Origin of the sequence: Achromobacter spanius (assembly GCF_002966795.1) — a bacterium.
GTDB classification, from domain to species: domain Bacteria; phylum Pseudomonadota; class Gammaproteobacteria; order Burkholderiales; family Burkholderiaceae_B; genus Achromobacter; species Achromobacter spanius_D.
The window spans coordinates 4,491,638-4,508,994 of the sequence record NZ_CP023270.1; the positions used below are offsets into that span (position 1 = coordinate 4,491,638).

The 17,357-nt window shown below is 62.9% G+C and carries 19 protein-coding genes; 4 read left to right on the top strand and 15 right to left on the bottom strand.

The features are described 5' to 3' along the window. Positions 1-46: 46 nt before the first annotated feature. Entirely contained in the window at positions 47-784 is a 738-nt protein-coding gene (locus CLM73_RS20305; protein ID WP_234015696.1) for a lysozyme inhibitor LprI family protein, read from the bottom strand. Between the two features lie 472 nt (positions 785-1,256). Here CLM73_RS20305 and CLM73_RS20310 point away from each other — a divergent pair, with 472 nt between their 5' ends. Next, entirely contained in the window at positions 1,257-2,213 is a 957-nt protein-coding gene (locus CLM73_RS20310; protein WP_105239968.1) for a DUF2332 domain-containing protein, read from the top strand. Positions 2,214-2,337: 124 nt separating this feature from the next. On the opposite strand, the gene CLM73_RS20315 is transcribed toward CLM73_RS20310, so the two are convergent. Continuing rightward, entirely contained in the window at positions 2,338-2,859 is a 522-nt protein-coding gene (locus CLM73_RS20315; protein ID WP_105239969.1) for a GNAT family N-acetyltransferase, read from the bottom strand. Positions 2,860-2,930: 71 nt separating this feature from the next. On the opposite strand from CLM73_RS20315, the gene CLM73_RS20320 reads away from it, so the two are divergent. After that, entirely contained in the window at positions 2,931-3,482 is a 552-nt protein-coding gene (locus tag CLM73_RS20320) for an XRE family transcriptional regulator (RefSeq protein ID WP_105239970.1), read from the top strand. 150 nt (positions 3,483-3,632) lie between these two features. Here the strand turns inward: CLM73_RS20320 and CLM73_RS20325 are convergent, their stop codons facing one another. Then, the gene (locus CLM73_RS20325; protein WP_105241628.1) at positions 3,633-4,076 is read right to left on the bottom strand and encodes a rhodanese-like domain-containing protein; all 444 of its coding nucleotides are present in this window, start codon (positions 4,074-4,076) and stop codon (positions 3,633-3,635) included. A gap of 127 nt (positions 4,077-4,203) precedes the next feature. Between CLM73_RS20325 and ftrA the strand changes: the two genes are divergently transcribed. Then, the gene (gene ftrA, locus CLM73_RS20330; protein ID WP_105239971.1) at positions 4,204-5,163 is read left to right on the top strand and encodes a transcriptional regulator FtrA; all 960 of its coding nucleotides are present in this window, start codon (positions 4,204-4,206) and stop codon (positions 5,161-5,163) included. 110 nt (positions 5,164-5,273) lie between these two features. Here ftrA and CLM73_RS20335 read toward each other — a convergent pair whose 3' ends face one another. From CLM73_RS20335 to CLM73_RS20370, 8 genes are all read right to left on the bottom strand, one after another. Further along, positions 5,274-5,873, bottom strand: a complete 600-nt coding sequence (locus CLM73_RS20335) for a YSC84-related protein (RefSeq protein WP_105239972.1) — start codon at positions 5,871-5,873, stop codon at positions 5,274-5,276. A gap of 97 nt (positions 5,874-5,970) precedes the next feature. Continuing rightward, a complete protein-coding gene (locus tag CLM73_RS20340) occupies positions 5,971-6,501 on the bottom strand; it encodes a YMGG-like glycine zipper-containing protein (RefSeq protein ID WP_234015697.1) in 531 nt (176 codons plus the stop codon). 502 nt (positions 6,502-7,003) lie between these two features. Next, the gene (locus tag CLM73_RS20345; RefSeq protein WP_105239973.1) at positions 7,004-7,729 is read right to left on the bottom strand and encodes an amino acid ABC transporter ATP-binding protein; all 726 of its coding nucleotides are present in this window, start codon (positions 7,727-7,729) and stop codon (positions 7,004-7,006) included. Then, complete coding sequence (locus CLM73_RS20350; RefSeq protein ID WP_105239974.1) at positions 7,726-8,442, bottom strand: amino acid ABC transporter permease; 717 nt, start codon at positions 8,440-8,442, stop codon at positions 7,726-7,728. The genes CLM73_RS20345 and CLM73_RS20350 overlap by 4 nt, the downstream gene beginning before the upstream one ends. Positions 8,443-8,444: 2 nt before the next feature. After that, positions 8,445-9,146, bottom strand: a complete 702-nt coding sequence (locus CLM73_RS20355) for an amino acid ABC transporter permease (RefSeq protein WP_105239975.1) — start codon at positions 9,144-9,146, stop codon at positions 8,445-8,447. A gap of 28 nt (positions 9,147-9,174) precedes the next feature. After that, positions 9,175-10,002: an ABC transporter substrate-binding protein gene (locus CLM73_RS20360; RefSeq protein ID WP_105239976.1), complete on the bottom strand. Its 828-nt coding sequence runs from the start codon at positions 10,000-10,002 to the stop codon at positions 9,175-9,177. Positions 10,003-10,049: 47 nt separating this feature from the next. Then, positions 10,050-11,267 carry an aminotransferase class I/II-fold pyridoxal phosphate-dependent enzyme gene (locus tag CLM73_RS20365; protein ID WP_105239977.1) on the bottom strand — a complete coding sequence of 406 codons (1,218 nt, stop codon included), beginning with the start codon at positions 11,265-11,267 and terminating at the stop codon, positions 10,050-10,052. Then, positions 11,264-11,938, bottom strand: a complete 675-nt coding sequence (locus tag CLM73_RS20370; RefSeq protein ID WP_105239978.1) for an RraA family protein — start codon at positions 11,936-11,938, stop codon at positions 11,264-11,266. Before CLM73_RS20370 ends, CLM73_RS20365 begins: the two co-directional genes overlap by 4 nt. A 214-nt stretch (positions 11,939-12,152) precedes the next feature. Between CLM73_RS20370 and CLM73_RS20375 the strand changes: the two genes are divergently transcribed. Beyond that, complete coding sequence (locus CLM73_RS20375; RefSeq protein WP_105239979.1) at positions 12,153-13,052, top strand: LysR family transcriptional regulator; 900 nt, start codon at positions 12,153-12,155, stop codon at positions 13,050-13,052. Positions 13,053-13,103: 51 nt separating this feature from the next. On the opposite strand, the gene CLM73_RS20380 is transcribed toward CLM73_RS20375, so the two are convergent. From CLM73_RS20380 to CLM73_RS20395, 4 genes are read right to left on the bottom strand one after another with little or no spacing between them, the layout of a single operon-like run. Beyond that, positions 13,104-14,186, bottom strand: coding sequence for a Bug family tripartite tricarboxylate transporter substrate binding protein (locus CLM73_RS20380; RefSeq protein ID WP_234015698.1), 1,083 nt, complete (start codon positions 14,184-14,186; stop codon positions 13,104-13,106). Then, on the bottom strand, positions 14,131-15,105 hold the full coding sequence (locus CLM73_RS20385) for a phosphoglycerate dehydrogenase (protein WP_199778177.1): 975 nt from the start codon (positions 15,103-15,105) through the stop codon (positions 14,131-14,133). The genes CLM73_RS20380 and CLM73_RS20385 overlap by 56 nt, the downstream gene beginning before the upstream one ends. 41 nt (positions 15,106-15,146) lie before the next feature. Continuing rightward, positions 15,147-15,989, bottom strand: coding sequence for an HpcH/HpaI aldolase/citrate lyase family protein (locus CLM73_RS20390; RefSeq protein WP_105239982.1), 843 nt, complete (start codon positions 15,987-15,989; stop codon positions 15,147-15,149). Next, positions 15,980-17,110, bottom strand: a complete 1,131-nt coding sequence (locus tag CLM73_RS20395; protein ID WP_234015699.1) for a CaiB/BaiF CoA transferase family protein — start codon at positions 17,108-17,110, stop codon at positions 15,980-15,982. The genes CLM73_RS20390 and CLM73_RS20395 overlap by 10 nt, the downstream gene beginning before the upstream one ends. Positions 17,111-17,357 lie beyond the last annotated feature (247 nt).

Sequence of the window (17,357 nt, forward strand, 5' to 3'; positions counted from 1 at the left end):
TACGGCGTTTGCGCCACTACCCGCAGGCTTGCATTTCAGCGATCGCTCAGCGTATCGGAAAGAATGTGCCGGCCAAGGTTCCATTCACGCCGCAGTAAGGCGGACCAGATGAACCCGCGCCGGGCGGTTGTTCCTCGACGATCAAGGCATCACCCTGGCGTTTCAGGTTCAACACCCAGCCCTTGGTGTCGACGCTCTTGACCTGGAGGCGCTCGCCCTTGGCCTTGCCGGACGCCTCCACGTTGCACGACCAGCTTCCAGTGCGCGGCTTTTCGGCCGATCCTTCATACAGAATGTCGCCGTCGGGCTTCTTCCAGAGCGTGATCTCGCCCGAGATGTTGCGCCATCTACCGGTAAAGCCCTTGCGTTCGGCCAAGTCCAGCGAGGCGAGGAACGCGTCTCGGTGTTTCATGCGGGTCGCGATTTCCTCGACCGGCTTGTTTTTGTCGAACGGCTTATCGAAGGCCTCGTCGCGCACCAGGGTGAAATCGCGCTGGTCGCGCAACAACGCTTCGGCCGTATTGGCGTCCAGGGATTTGCGCGCATCGTTGTAGCGCTTGGCGATGCTCGCATCGAGCGCCGCGAGTTGCGGGTTCGCGCAGATGGCTTTTTCTGCGCCCGTGCGCGCCTTGGCGCAGTCGAACGAAGGCGAGGCTTCCGGCGCCGCAATGGCGGTCAGGGAAAGTGCGCACAGCACGGCAGCGCTGGCGGCAGGGAGAATGTTTTTGGTCAGCATGGTGCCGTGGATAATAGCGAGAATTTGCGCGAGGCGGCGGAAAAGCATTCTGCGTTCAGTGATTGCGCTTGGACGCTGGTCGGGGTGTGTAAGGCGCAATGCCGCGTCAGGCAAAGGCGTATCCTAATCAACGAAATCATTACTGAAAGGCGCCATCAGTATCGGGCCGGAAACCTGGCATATAGATGCGGTACTCAGGGCACTTCAAAAAAGGCAGGTCAATCTCCGCGAATCAGATCGCTAGTGACGAGCGACGCCCTTCCGTTCCGCTTTTGCACAGGCGAATGGCTGCTTCTGGCAGGTAGCATCCGGCCAGCAAACCCTTCTTTCAGCGAAACAAATTTTCGGGGCCGACGTGACCCGCTGCTCCGGGTCGGAAGCGGGCGGACAACCAGGGCTGCAATCGGCCAGGAGCGGTCATAATGCAACGTCAATTCCAACAGCTAGCTGCTTAGTAGCATGACTGACTTCCGCGAGCGGTGCTACTCAGCCGGGACTCATCTGCGTTAGGGGGGATGGCATGGATCGTATTGCTAACCGCTACTTGAGGTTTGCAAAGGTCGAGGCGGCGGGTCGCTCGCCGTTGTATGAAAAATGGGCATTGCATGTTGCGAATTCGTTTGACGCACTGGCGTTTTTACAGGGTCTGCCTGTAGATAAGCAGCAACCAAACCTTCTGTTTGCAGCGTTCCGGCATACCGTACGTGCGCCTACCTCGACTGCGGAATTCGATGCAGGCTTGGCGCAACATGGCGACGCCATCCGGGCTCTCATGTTGGCGCGCTCCACGCAGACCAACGAACCAGGGCGCTGTGCGGTACTGCTGCCCGCTCTCGCTTCGATCGCAGGCAAGATAGCGCTCATCGAGGTGGGGGCCTCCGCAGGGCTGTGCCTGCTGATGGACAAATACGGCTACGACTGGGGTTCCCAACGCCTGGTTCCGTGTCAAGACGATTCGGACTATCCGGTATTCCCTTGTGAGGTCACCGGCGCGGGTCCGCTCCCCCACACCTATCCTGAAATCGTGTGGAGGGCTGGACTGGATTTGAGCCCAATCGACGTTCACTGCGACGAAGATAGGAAGTGGCTTGAAGACTTGGTGTGGCCCGAGGATGGCAATCGACTCGCACGCCTTCAGTCGGCGCTGCGGATCTGCGGACGCGAGCCGCCTCAGATCGTCCGGGGCGATCTGCTGCGGGATCTTGCTTCCTTAATCGAAAAGGCTCCGGCGGAAGCGACCGTGGTTGTGTATCACTCCGCTGTTCTGAACTACGTTATGGACCAGGCGCTGCGCAATGAATTTGCACGCAACATGTTGGCCTCACGTTGCGTCTGGATCAGCAATGAAAGTCCATTGGTATTTCCGCAGTTCTTGCCCGCGGCCACGCCGCAACCGTCCGGCATGTTCCTGTTATGTACCAATGGCCATGCGTCGGCCTGGACGGATCCGCATGGTGGCGCGTTGCAATGGCTGTGATCCAACGCTTTCTTTGCTAACCGCCATCGGAATCTTCGAAATGTAGAGACGAGAGACCACTTTGGGTCGGGAGCGGACCACCGTCAAGGTCTGCAACCGGCCATGAGAGGTCATTGGTCTGTCGTCATTCTTCATTCGGATGCGCAGGGGTGCGCAACACCTTTTGATAGAACGCGAGGTCGAGCCAGCTTCCGAACTTGTAGGCCACCTCCTTGATAACGCCAGCAGGCTCAAAGCCCAGACGTTCGTGCAGCACGATGCTCGCCTGATTCGTGGTGTCGATCCCGCCTACCATGGTGTGGACATCCCTTGCTTGCGCTTCTTCGATCAGCTCGGTGAGTAGGCGGCGTCCGAGTCCCAGGCCGCGGCACTCGTGGTGGATGTAGATCGAATGTTCAACGCTGTACTTGTACGCGGGCCACGCACGAAACGTTCCATAGGATGCAAAGCCCAGCAACTTCCCGGCTTCGTCCTCCACCCCAAGGACCGGGAAGGAATTCTTGCGTTTAGTCTCGAACCAACCGGCCATCGCCTCAGCTGGGCGAGGTTTGTAGTCGTACAACGCGGTGGAATGCAGGATTGCATGGTTGACAATCTCAAGCATGGCAGCAGCGTGGCGGTCTTCAGTGCAATGAACGGTGTGCATACAAGTCCTCTAATTTCACGATAGAATACGAATCGTCTAATATACGAGACGATTGAGAAAAAGGAAACTCGATGTTGGTTGAAGACGTAATTGCGCAACGCATTTCGGAGTTGAGAACTTCGCAGCGGCTGAGTCTCAGCCAGTTGGCCGAGCGCTCCGGCGTCAGCAAGGCGATGATTTCGAAGATCGAGAGACGGGACAGCAGCCCAACTGCGGCAGTGCTCGGCCGCCTTGCGTCGGGCCTTGGGGTCGCGCTGACAGAGCTACTGGCGCCGATTTCATCCCCTAATCCATTTTTGGTCCGTCATAAGGCAGACCAAACAACTTGGCGGGATCCCGCCACAGGTTACGTCCGCCGGCAGATCGCAGAACTGGATGAAAGAACCGGCACTGAACTCATAGAAATTGAATTGCCCAATGGCGCCCGCGTCGACTATCCCCAATGGCATTCGAAACCGTACCGACAGCGCCTATGGCTGCTCAAGGGCGTACTTGAACTGAGTTACGGAGACGAGACACGACAACTGATGGCCGGCGACCAACTAGACTTTGCCGTTGACAAGACTGTCAGCTATTTCGCACGCGAGGAATGCCGTTATCTGCTGAACGTGCTCCATGTCTAACGTGCTTAGCAAAACCGATAGGGCGGCGTTCTTAGGACGCTGACCGCTTTGGGTCGAAAGCGGCCAACCGTGAATGGCCACCTTCGCCCCCAAATGAAGCCCTTTGCCGCCGAAGTACGGTGCCAAAACAATATCGTCGTTCCCAGGATTTCACGGCTCCTTGCGCTCAGATCCTTCACCGTCCTGCCTGTCATCAATTCCCGCAAGCGGCAAACGCTCGTCGAGCCATCCCGTGATCCCACCGCGCATCACCTTCACCGGCCGACCCAACTGAGCCAGCCGTATCGCTCCCCGTGTCGCGCCATTGCAATGCGGACCTGCGCAGTACGTCACGAACAGCGTGTCGACGGAATAGCTCGCCATTTTCGACTCGACTATCTTCCCGTGCGGCAGATTCACGGCGCCAGGCACGTGCCCCTGCGCGAACAGCGCAGGACTGCGCACGTCCAGCAGCACGAAGCCGGGCGTGCCACTAGCGAGCGCGCTGGCGACATCGGAACAATCGGTCTCAAATTGCAATTCCGCGCGAAAGTGCGCGAGCGCGGATGCGCTGTCGGCGGCGGGGATGGCGGTAACGGCGTTGGGGTTCGGCATGGTGGAACTCTGAGTGAATGAGCCAAGGAAGTGATGCGACTGGATGATCGATCCAGGAGCCTCATTCTGACGTCGCACGGCGATCCGGATAAGTGGCGTAAATGCCATTAACCGGTAACATCACGCCATGGACAAACATCTCGTCGTCGCGCTGGCCTATGACCGGCTGTGTACTTTCGAATTCGGCTGCGTGACCGAGCTGTTTGCGCTCGAACGCCCGGAGCTTGGCGTCGATTGGTATCGCTTTGCAGTTTGCGCCAGCGAGCCCGGCCCGCTGCGCGCGGCAGGCGGCATCACGGTTGCCGCGCCGTACACCCTCAAGCTGCTCGATCAGGCGGACACGATCGTGGTCCCCGGCTGGCGCGATGCGGACGAAATGCCGCCAGCGCCGTTGCTGAAGAAGCTCCGCAAGGCGTACGAACGGGGCGCGCGGGTTTGCTCGATTTGTTCCGGTGTATTCGTGCTGGCGGCGGCGGGGGTGCTCGATGGGAAAACTGTCACCACCCACTGGCGATACGCCGCAAAGCTGCAGCAGCGCTACCCGCAGGTGCGGGTCGAGCCGGATGCGTTGTATGTCGATGAAGGACAGATCATCACGTCGGCGGGCTCAGCTGCCGGCCTCGACATGCTGCTTCACCTGGTGCGACGCGACTACGGGGGAGCCGTGGCAAATCGGGTCGCGCAAAGACTCGTGGTGGCGCCGCATCGGGAAGGTGGGCAGGCCCAGTTCGTGCCGCGTCCCATGCCTCATGACGAAAGCGGTCGCCTGGCCAAGCTGATGGACTGGATGCGGCTTCATTCCGCCATGCCGCACACCTTGCGCTCGCTGGCCGAACGCGCCGCCATGAGCCCGCGTACGTTGCAGCGGCAGTTTCATGACGCCACGGGCATGGCGCCGTATGAGTGGCTTGTCCGGGAACGCGTGTCGGCCGCCCGCGACATGCTCGAATCCAAGACGCCCTTGCCGATTGGCCGCATTGCCGAGCTGGCCGGGTTTGGCTCGGAGGAGTCCATGCGCAGACACTTCCGGCGCATCGTGCTGACGAGTCCGGCCGCTTACCGTGAAAAATTCGGCAACGCCGCGTAGGCGCTATCCATAAATCGCATCCTTTCGGCTAGCGTTCTCGCGACAGTAACGCAGGGCGCAGAGGGCTTTCGGAGCGCCGGCGGCGACCCGCCGGCGCTCCCGTTTCGCCATCAAGGTTCGTACTTCGAGATCTTCGTCCCCTCAAGCGAGACGCCTGCCATCAGGCCTCCGTTATTCATCACGAAGCCGACAATCGGCTGCTTCGCGGTGTTGGTGTCGATGCGCCCGTTAGCGCCAATATTGACGATCGCCACCGTGGCATCGGCGCCAACCGTCCAGCCACTGCTGTTGCGAAACTTGTTCAAGGCATCATCCGTCATGAACAGCAGGACCATGGCCTTCGATTGCGCGCCTGCCTGAAAGCCGATCGACCCGGACGTGGTGCGGTAGTAGCCTACCGCCGACTGACCCACGCGCAGCACGCCCTTGCCATGCTCGGCGCCGACAATGAAACTTCCGCTGAGCACATCCGGGAATACCAACACCCCCCTGGCACGAGCGACCAGTTCCCTGGATGACGGTGCGGCTTCGTAAAGTTTGGACAGGGTCGCGTTGGCCGCGTTGTCCAACGCTTCGCGCGTATCAGTCTTTGGCGCAGCGGACGGCTTGGACGGCGGCGTCGTGGTACAGCCGCCAAAAAGAAGGCCAGCCGCAAAGATGGTGAAGAGGGCCATACCGGTCCGGCAGACGGCAGAATATTTGTGAGACATGACGTTCTCCTTTTGTGGTGTGTCGCACGGGAAACTTGGCAAGGCAAAAAAATGCACATGCAGAAAACGGCGCCGAAGAAGAGCCGGCCCTGCGCGTTCAGGGCCCGACCTGGTAGCCGCGCTGCTGCATGCACGCGGCATAGGCCGACGATGCGTTCGCAGTCTGCTGCGCCTGGTCCGCGCGATCCTGTCGGCGGTCCTGGCGTTGGCGCGACCCGCCCACCACCATGCCCGTTGCGGCGGCGTCCTTCGCCTGGTTCTGCCGGTACGCTTGCTTGGTGTCGTCATCCATGCGGTCATACACCTCTTCGTGCTGGCGCCCCCGCGCACCCGCGACGGCAGCGCCCGCCGCGGCGCCGGCTGCGGCGCCACGGGCTCGTCCGCCGGCCGACGGCGTGTCGGCGCCCGCCGCGCTCGTCGTGTTGGCCGACTGCGCTTGGCACGCGGCGATGTCCTGCTGGGTCAGTTCGGGAGTCTGACCTTTGAGCGGCGTAACGGTCTGGGCGGTCGCCGACAGGCAGACGCCTGAGAGCACGATCGCCATCCAAGGAAAAATCGACTTGTTCATGGGAATCTCCAGGTCCGCATCGCCCGAGTCGCCAGCGCTCATGTCTTGATTGGCGGACATCAGCGCCGGCTCGGCTTTCAGGCATCCAAAGATGGAAAGCTCCGTGTCATGCAGTTCGGGGGGGCTAGTTCGAATAGGCGTAAACGAGCAGCCTGTTTCGCGGGCACAGCGCGACGCGCGAAACCGATTCAAACGGGAAATGGCTGGGTGGATGAGACGTATCGCGGATATTCATTGTGGCCTCCGATGCATAAAACAACGGTCAATGAAGATGCTTCTTGCGCAGCTCCAAAAGAGCGGCAAGTGCCAAAAGCGATTTGTCGCATGGGACTTGTTCTGGTCAGGCGTCTAGCGCAGCGCACCATGCTTGATGCGAAATCTACCCATTGCGGGTGACCGTCTCAATAGTCCCAAAGATGCGGATCCTGCGGATGAATATACTGCGGCCAAAAAAAAACGGCATCATCGTTTTTACCGTGGCTGCAGACGGCATGGCCGGTTGGCGGTCGCCTTCCGGCTGACGGTGGCGCGATAGCAGGGCTGCCGCACGGCAGCCCCGGTTTCAATGCCGGATCTCCGCCAGAAACTTCTGCGCCCGGGCAGTCTGCGGCCGGTTGAAGAACTCGTCTGGCGTTCCGGTTTCCACAATCCGCCCGGCGTCCATGAACCACACGCGATCCGCGACTTCCCGGGCGAAACCCATCTCGTGCGTGACGCACACCATGGTCATGCCGTCTTTGGCCAGGCCCTTCATGACCTGCAGCACTTCGCCGACCATTTCAGGATCCAGCGCGCTGGTCGGCTCGTCGAACAGCATGACGGGCGGACTCATGGCCAGGGCTCTGGCAATGGCCACGCGCTGCTGCTGACCACCGGACAATTGCGCGGGATAGGCATCCGCCTTGTGGGCAAGCCCCACCCGTTCCAACAGTTGCATGGCGCGCTCGCGGGCTTCGGGGCGGCGGGCGCGCTTGAGCTGCAGCGGCGCCAGCATCAGGTTTTCCATCACCGACAGATGCGGGAAGAGATTGAACTGCTGGAACACAAAGCCGATATGGCTGCGCAGCGCGTCCAGGTGCACGTCCTTTCCGTAGATGTCCTTGCCGTCGACTTCGATGACGCCCTTCTGGATGGGCTCCAGCCGGTTGACGGTGCGGATCAGCGTGGATTTGCCCGAGCCTGACGGCCCGCACACCACGACGACCTCGCCTCTGCCGACCTGCGCCGTCACGTCGGCCAGGGCCTGATATTCGCCATACCACTTCTGCACTTCGGAAAATCGGATCATGTCGGCACCACTTTCTGGGCAGGCGCAAGTCCGGCGCGCCGTCGGCCAATGCGGCGTTCGGTCAGGTGCACCAGGGAACTCAGGCCAAAATTCAGGACGAAATAGGTCAGCGCAAGCAGCCCGAAGACTTCGAACGGCTTGGTCAGCAATACGCTGTTGATCTGGTTGGCGGCGTACGTCAGCTCCTGGACACTGATCACATAGGCCAGCGAGGTTTCCTTCACCGTGGACACAAACTGGCTCAGCATGCTGGGCAGCATGTTGTAGAGCGCCTGCGGCAGGATGACGCGCCGCATGGTCTGCATGTAGGACAAGCCCAGCGCCCGGCTGGCTTCCTGCTGGCCGGGCGGCAACGCCTGGATGCCGGCGCGGATGATCTCGGCCAGATAGGCGCTTTCGTAGCAGACCAGCGCCACCACCATCGTGGTCGTGCCCGCGACGGGACGGCCGATGATGATGGGCACGAAGAAGTAGGCCCAGAAAATGAACATCAGCAGCGGCAGGCCGCGCACCAGGTAGACCACGGCCGACGACGGCCAGTAGAAGATCCGGTACGGGCTGATGCGGCCCAGCGCCAGCAGCACGCCGCAGGGCAGCGCCAGCGCGAGGCTGATGGCCGCCAGACCCAAGGTGGCGGCGAGGCCCCCGATCGGACCATGCGGATACTGGCCGATCAGAAGCAGCAGCCAATTGTCTTTAAGAATGTCCCACATGGTCAGCGCACTCCCAACGGACGATAGCGTCGTTGCAGCATCGCGCCGCCGCCCATGATCAGGAAGGACAGCACGAGATAGATCGCCGTCACCACCGCATAGGCCTCGAACGTGCGAAACGTGTTGTTCTCGATCTCGCGCCCGGCCGCCGTCAGCTCGGTGACACCAATGGCCATCGCGAGGCTGGTGTTCTTGAGCAGCAGCAAGGTCTGGTTGAGCAATGGCGGGATCGCAATGCGGAAGGCCTGCGGAAGCACCACCTTACGCATGGTCTTCAGGAAACTCAGGCCCAATGCCCGCGCGGCCTCGACCTGCCCGGGCGGGATGCCGCGCACCGCGCTGCGCAGATCTTCACAGACGTAGGCGGACATCACCAGCCCGATCGCGATGCAGGAAAGGATGAATTCACTGCCATGACTATTGAGCCAGTCGGTGACAGGGGCCGGCAGCAGCGCGGGGACGCCAAAATACCAGAACATGATGTGCACCAGCATGGGCACATTGCGGTGGAACGCGACATACGTCGCGATCAATCCATTGGCAACGGGCGAGCCCGTCAGGCGGATCACCGCCAGCAGGCTGCCCACGAAGAACGCCAGAATCCAGGAAAGCCCGGCCAGCGCCAGGGTGGTGATCAACCCCCTGAGCAGCCAGTCCGGGTACTCGCCTTGGAAAATGGCGCCGAAGTCGAAGATGTAATGCATCGAACCAGGCTCCAGCGCGCGTGGCGCATCAACCCTTGATGGCTTCGATGTGGAAGTCGCGCTTGATGTTGAACTGGGTGCCGGCGCCGAACCACTTATCGAACGTCTTGGCGGCCTGTCCGGAAGCCTCCATGCCGTCCAGCACCTTGTTCACCTGATTCAGCATCGCCGTGTCGCCCTTGCGCACGCCCACGCCCCACGGCTCGATGAACAGCGCGGGCTCCAGGATCTTGACCGGCACGGCGCTCGAAGCGGCCTGGTTCTGCAGCTTGACCAGCATCAGTTCCGAACCCACGAAGCCGCTCACCTTGCCCTGCTGCAACGCCAGGAACGCGCCGCTGGGGTCCTTGAACGTGACGGGCTCGACGTTCGGGATGTTCTTGCGCGCGCCCTGCTCCGAAGACGATCCGCGCACGGCGCTGACCCTTTTGCCGGCGAGATCGGCGGGCGCCTTCAGATCTTTGTCCGAGTCGCGAGACAGGATCTTTTGCGGGCTGACGAAATGCTGGTGCGAGTAATCGATCTGCTTGGCGCGCTCCGGCGTCCAGCCCAGATTGGCCGCCACCACGTCGACGCGGCCAGCGATCAGTTCGGGGATGCGCGCCTCGACGGCGATGAGCTTGAGTTCGAGCGGCACGCCCAGGCTGTCGGCCAGCGCCTGGCAGATGTCGACTTCGTAGCCGACGATGCCGCGGGTCTTCGGATCCTGGAAGCTGAACGGCTCGGCCGTGCCCATGGTGCCGCAGATGAACTTGCCGCGTGCCTTGATGTCTTGCAGCGTGTCGGCATTGGCCGCGGGGGCGAGCGTTGCGGCCAGGCCAACGATGGCGACGAAAGAGGAGATGAACGTCTTCATGGGAATCCCTTGGTATGTAGGTATAGGTGCTGCAAGAAAAGCCAGTTTCAGGTCAGGCGGGCACACGCTTCGCGAATGCGGCGGCAACCCTCTTCGATGTTTTCCATCGACGTCGCGAAGCTCAGCCGCAGATACGGAGACAGACCGTACGCCGTGCCGTCCAGGCAGGCCACGCCCGCCTCGTCCAGCAGGAACATCACGACGTCGAGATCGCTGCCCAGCTTGTGGCCGGCGGGCGTGGTCTTGCCCAGCAAGCCTTCGACTGAGGGATAGACGTAGAACGCGCCCTCCGGCACCGGGCAACGGATGCCAGGCACCGCGTTCAGCAGCGCCACGATGCGGTCGCGCCGATCATGGAACAACGCGTTGGCGTCATGCACGCACTGCTGGTCGGCAGTCAGCGCAACACGCGCGGCCGATTGGCTGATCGCGCTGACGCAGCTGGTGCTTTGCGAGATCAGCGTGGCCATCGCCTTGATCAGCGCCTTCGGGCCGCCCGCGTAACCCAGACGCCAGCCCGTCATCGCGTAGGCTTTCGAGACGCCGTTGATGGTCAGCGTGCGTGCGGCCAGCTCCGGGACCACTGCCGCGGGCGACACGTGTTGCGCGCCGCCATAGGACAGGTGTTCGTAGATCTCGTCGGTCAAAAGCCAGACGTGCGGGTGGCGTGCCAGCACCTGCGCCAACGCGCGCAATTCGTCCGCGCTGTACATGGCGCCGGTGGGGTTGCTGGGCGTGTTCAGCAAGACCCACTTGGTGCGCGGCGTGATGGCGCGCGTCAAGGCGTCCGGGGTCAGCTTGAAGCCGTCCGACTCGGGGCAGACCACCACGACCGGCGTGCCGTCATTGACCAGCACCATGTCGGGGTAGGAGACCCAGTACGGCGCTGGAATGATCACCTCGTCGCCCGCCTGCACGGTGGCGGCCAGCGCGGTGAAGATCAGCTGCTTGGCGCCCACGCCGACGATGAGTTCGTCTGTGCCGTACTCCAGTCCGTTCTCGCGCTGAAACTTGGCGCGCACGGCGTCGAGCAGCGGCTTGGCGCCGACGGATGCCGTATAGCGGATGTCGCCGCTGTTGAGCGCGTCTATGCCTGCCTGGACGATATGTTCCGGCGTGGGCAGGTCGGGCTCGCCCACCGTGAAGTCCACGATGTCGCGGCCTTGAGCGCGCAGTTGGTCGACCCGGCTCTTGGCCACCATGCTGGGCGACGGCTTGATGGCGCGGGTGCGTTCGGCCAGGAAATCCGCAGTGACGGCGTTCATGCGAGCCCCCGCGCGGCAAACGCTGCCTGCATCCAGCTCTGGCTTTTCTCGCCGGTGGCGATCTCCGCCATGATGCGCGCTTCCTTGTCGGCATGCGCATGGGCCGCGGCAATCAGGGCCTCGGCTTCCGACGCAGCAAAGCTGACCAGCCCGTCCTCGTCGCCCACAAGAATGTCGCCAGGATTGATGACCTGCCCGCCGATCGACACCGGCACGTTGACCTCGCCGGGGCCGTCCTTGTAGGGGCCTCGGTGGATATGACCGCGCGCATAGCAGGGGAAGCTGTCGGCTTCGAAGGCCGCAACGTCACGGATGGCGCCGTCCACGACAACGCCCGCGCAGCCATGGATCTGCAGATAGCGCTTCATGATTTCGCCGAGCACGGCATTGGACAGATCGCCGCCGGCGTCCACCACCAGCACGTGGCCGGGCAGGATCTGCATCATGGCCTTGTAGATCAGCAGGTTGTCGCCGGGCCGCGTCTTGACCGTCAGCGCGGTGCCGACCAGCTTGCCGCTTCCGTTGTAGCGGCGCAGTCCGGAGATGCCTTCGCGGCGTGCCAGGTTGTCGCTGAGGTGCGGGGTGACGATGCCTGCAAGCGCTTCGCGTATGGAAACGGGCGCAACGGGAGGCGCGGGCAATTGGCGCGCGCCGGTGGAGATGGAAGCCATGTCGGTCTGCTAGTCCTGAGTCGAAGGACGCTCCGTGTTTCGCGCTGTCGCTAGCGAGGCGGGGCGGCCGGTAAGGAATCAGACCGAATGGTGCGAGCTTTTGCGATTCCGAAAAAGGGATTAAATTTCAGCGAACTTCATCACTTTTCAGAATATAGGGGTTACCCCCTATCGGAACTTTCGGAATGAACCTCATGCTCTGCCGCCCGCCCGCATGCTGACTTTCAAACAGATCGAAGCGCTTTATTGGACCGTGCGGCTGGGGACTTTCTCTGCCTCGGCGCAGAAGCTGCACACGACGCAATCGGCCATCACCAAGCGCATCCAGGAGCTGGAAGCCGACTTCGACATCGCCCTCTTTGACCGGTCAGGCCACCGGGCCGAGCTGACCGCGCGGGGGCATGAGATCTACGCCTTGGCCGAGCAGATGCTGGGTCACCGCGACCGCCTGCTGGCTCGCCTGAAGGGCCAGCACACGCTGACGGGCACGTTCCGGTTCGGCATCACCGAGATCACCGCGATGACGTGGCTGCCCGCCCTCATCCGTCTGCTGCGCGCGCACTATCCGCGCATCACGCTGGAACCGCACATCGACCTGGGCGCCGATCTGCTCAAGCGTCTGCAGGCGGGGCAGCTGGACATGGCCTTTCTACATGGGGAGTTCGCCGAGCCGAATCTGCAGGTCGTCGCGCTGCAGCGCCTGGAATTTGCCTGGATGGGCAGTCCCGACCTGATCGACGCCAGCCGCATCTACACGCCGGCCGACATTGCCCGGCTGCCGCTGCTGCGGCAGAGCCGCGAGTCCGGGCTGAACATGATCTACGACGGTTGGCTGCGCCCGCACACGGCGGCGAGCAACATCTTCACGATCAACAGTCTCATCGCGATGGCCGGGTTGACCGCCGCCGGGTTTGGCGTGAGCTGCCTGCCACGCGACTACTTTGCAGACATGGTCAGCACGCGGCAGCTCGTCATCGCACGCACCACCGTCGCGCCGCCACAGTCGGTGTATAGCGCAATGTTCCGCCGGGACGCGGACGTGGCGTTTTGCGAGAGCGTGGCGGAATTGGCGGAGAGTTGCTGCGAGTTTTCAACGGGCTGGCGTTTGCGTTAAGCCGCGAAAAAAGGCCGCTTGCGCGGCCCCTTCAACCGGCGTCGTGCAGGATCAATCGACCTTCGCGCCCGATTGCCGCACCAGCTCGGCCGCCTCCGGCATCTGCTCTTTCACGAACGCCCAGAACTCGTCGGGCGTATTCGGTTTACCGGGAAACGCGCCCTGCTCGACGAACTGTTTCTGCATTTCGGGCTTGGCGATTGCCTTGTTCAAGGCCGCATTCAACGTTTCCAGCACGGGCTTGGGCGTGCCCGCCGGGGCGACGAGCCCGTACCAGTTATCCGTGTAGAGCTTCGTGCCCTCCTCTTCAAAGGTCGGAACATCCGGCATGGCGGGATGGCGTTCTCTTGCCGCCACGGCCACTGCGCGCAGTTTGCCGCTACGCACGTAGGGCACAGGCCCCGTCGTAATGGCAAAGTCCATGCGGCCGGCCATCAGGTCGACCAGCATGGGGCCAGAACCCTTGAACGGAATATGCGTGATGTCGACGCCGGTGAGCTTGATGAACTGGGCCGCGGCCAGATGCTGGGACGACCCCGACCCGCCGGATCCATAGTTCAGCTTTCCAGGCTGCGCCTTGGCCGCCGCGATGATGTCCGGGACCGATTTGAACGGCGAGTCATTCGGGACCAGCAGCGTGCCCGGGGACGTGTTGATCTGGCCGATTGGCGCGAAATCCTCGATCGGCCGGTAGGGCAGCTTGGAGAAAAGCGCGGAATTGAAGCCGTGGGACGCAGAGGTGGCGAGCATGATCGTGTAGCCGTCGGGCTTGGCTTCGGCCACGAGCTTGGACGCAATGTTGCTGCCCGCGCCCGGGCGGTTGTCGACGATGACCGCCTGCTTCAATGTCGCGGCCATTTCGGCGGCGACAAGCCTGGCAAGCACGTCCGCGGATCCGCCCGCGGCCCAGCCCACAATCAGGGTGATGGGGCGCTCCGGAAACGCGCCTTGCGCGAGGACGGGAAGGTGCGCGCCGGCCAGACTCGCAAGGGCGAGGCAGAGCAGGCGGCGCCGGGTGGCGGCCGAGGTCTTCATGGTGTGTCTCCTGGTGTTTTTTTGGGTGGCATAAATCGTGGCGCTAAGGCGATCTTCCATCGACGACGATGACGTCCGGGGGCAGCGGCTGGCCTTCAAGCGCAGCCACCACGCACTGCGCCGCGCGTCTATTGGCGCGTTCCAGTCCTTCCCGGCTAGAGCCCCCGGTGTGCTGCGTGCAAATGACATTCGGCAGCGCCAGCAACTCGCGGGTGACTGCCTCGAGCGACGCGTCACGTTCCGATCCGATGACATCGAGACCCGCGCCGGCAAGCCTTCCGTGCCGCAGCGCCGCCAACAATGCCCCGTCGTCGACGAGTTCGCCGCGTGCGGTGTTGATGAGTATCGCGTCTGGCTTCATGCGGACCAGGGCGCGCTCGTCGATCAAGTGCCGGGTGGAATCGGTCAGCGGGGCATGCAGGCTGATGAAGTCGCTGCTTGCCAGCACAGTCTCCAGCGATGCCATTTGCACGCCGTGCTGGTCCGCTTCATCTTGACGTAGGTAAGGGTCATGCGCGATGACGCGCGCGTCAAACCCTGCCAGCCTGCGGGCCACCAACCGCGCGATACGCCCCATGCCGATCAATCCGACCGTCTTTCCCGACAGCTCCGTCCCCACGAGAACGCCCTTCTCGCCGGACTGCATGCGCCGGTGCGATTCGACGTAGCGTCGACCCACGGCAAGCATCAATCCGACAGCGTGGTCGGCCACGGTCGCTTCATTGCTGCCGGGCGTGATGGTGAGGAGCCTGCGGTGCGCTTTTACGGCGGCGACATCGATCGTGTCGTACCCAACGCCCCGCCGCGCCAGCACTTGCAGTTTGGGGTAGCGCGCCAGAAGGTCCGACCCAACCGGAGGCATGCCCATGATCCAGGCGCAGCAACGTGCCAGCGCATCGTGCATCTCGCCTGTGATCACCGAATCGATCGCGTCAGGCGCAATACCGCCCGTCAGCACTTCCAGGCCCGCATCGCGCAGGATGTCCGCCGCCTTTTCATCGAAGAAGCGCGCGGTCACGAGAACACACGTTGTTGGAATCACGGCATCTCTAGTTGGTGCTAGGACTGCAGCCAGCGGCGCGCCCGCTCGACGATGGGGCGATCAATCATCCGGCCGTCCAGCGTCACTACCGCGAGGCCTTTGGCGTTGGCCTCGTCATCCGCCGAGAGCACCCTGCGCGCCCAGGCGAGATCTTCCTCGGACGGGCCAAACCCGGCGTTGGCCACCGGCACCTGGCGGGGATGTATGCAGGCCGTGCCGCTGAAACCAACATTGCGCGCCAGCCGGATCAGGCTGGCGAACGCCGTCATGTCGTTGATTTCCGCAATGCTGCCGGGCAGGCCCCAGCACGCCAACCGGTACGCGCGTGCGCAACACGTGACGGCTTGCGCGGCCCACAAGAGGGACTGCGGATCGGCTGGCACGCCCATCTCGGTTGCGTAGTCCTCGGCGCCGAACCCCAGCGCCGCCACCCTGGGGTGCGACGTGGCGATGCGTTGCGCCTGCATCACGCCCAGCGGCGTTTCAATGAGGGCGGCGATGGGAAGGCCGGCAGCATCCGGCGCGTGGCGCCCATCGATACATGCCGCAAGCGCCTGCACGTGTTCCGGCGACTCGACCTTTGGCAGCAATATGCCGTGCAACCGCGATAGCGGCAGTGCGTCGATGTCCAGCGCAAACAGATCCCTGGACCCATTCACGCGAACCAGTACGGGAATCACGTCCGCCAGCGCTTCGATGGCGCGCCCGGCCATAACGCGGGCCTGGTCTTTCAGCGCAACGGGGACGCCGTCTTCAAGATCGATGATGATCGCATCGGCGCCGCGCGCCGCCGCCTTGGCCCACAGATGCTCCGAGGTGGCGGGAACGAATAGCAGGGAACGCACGTCATTCAGTTGCACTTGATTGCTCCGCGCGCTGAGAGTTCTTTGATGTAAGCGTCGTCCAAGCCCGCCTCTCGCAGGACTTGCGCCGAGTGTTGTCCCAACAGCGGTGCGGCATGCCGGATCTGGCCAGGCGTGTTGGCAAGGCGCGGCATGACGTTCTGCATCAACGTGCCGCCGGCGTGAGATGGCGTCACGTAGCAGGCGCGATCGACCACGTGGGGATCGGCTGCAAGCGCAGCGGCGTCATGAATCGGCCCCGCAGTCACGCCTTGCGCGCGCAGATGCGCCAGGCAGTCATCGCGGTCAAATCTGGCGATGGCCTCGGCGATGAGCGCGTCGAGCTCTGCATCATTGGCGAGCCGCGCGGCATTGGTGGCGAAGCGCGCCTCCCCGGCGAGATCGCCGCGGCCGATGGCCTCCAGCACGCGGCGAGCCATGGCGTCCGTGGAACCCGACAACGCCACCCAACCGCCGTCCCTGCACTGATACACACCGCGGGGAGACGCTATTTTCACGGAAGGCCCCGCCACCCGGCCGGTGGCCGAATAGGTGGTCACGTCGGGGCCCATGATGGCAAGCATCGGCTCAAGCAGGGATAGGTCCACGACCTGCCCTTGCCCGCCTTTTACCTCAACCTCGCGGACCGCGGCCACGGTGGCGAACGCGCCGGCCAGGCCGGCCACCATGTCGGCCAGCGCCAGATTGGGCAGTTGGGGCACGCCATCGACGGCATGCTTGTGCGCAAATCCGCAAAAGCCTTCGAGCAGACTGCCGAATCCGGGCAGATCCCGATACGGCCCCGTCTGGCCCCAGCCGGAAATGCGCACGATGACGAGCTGACGGTTGAGTTCGTGCAACGATGCCGGCGCCAGTCCCATGGCTTCCAAGGTTCCGGGCCGGAAGCTCTCGATCAGTACCTGCGCCCCCGCCACAAGCCTGCGCAACAATTCCATGGCCTCATGATCACGCAGATCCAGGGCGAGGCTTTTCTTGTTGCGGCCATAGACCTGCCACCAGGCGTCCAGAAAGGCGCCATCGCCCAGGTCTTCACGCCAATGACGCAACGTATCGCCTTCGCGTGCGGACTCCACCTTGATGACGTCGGCGCCGAAGTCAGCCAGTTGCATGGACAACATGTTTCCCGCAACCAGCCGGGAAAGATCCACGACGCGCACGCCGGACAGCGGGCCCGCCGAAGCGCTATTGGATGGGGTAGTCGAATTGCCTTCCATAAAATCGGTCAGACGCTGTTGAAGGGCCGGCGGCCGGCATGAACGATGCGGGCCATCTGGCGTGCACGTGCGCGGCAACGCGGCCCCGTAGAATGCAACCACCGTTCAGCCTTGATCAATCCTAACGTAGACTATGTGCTATGGCAAATAA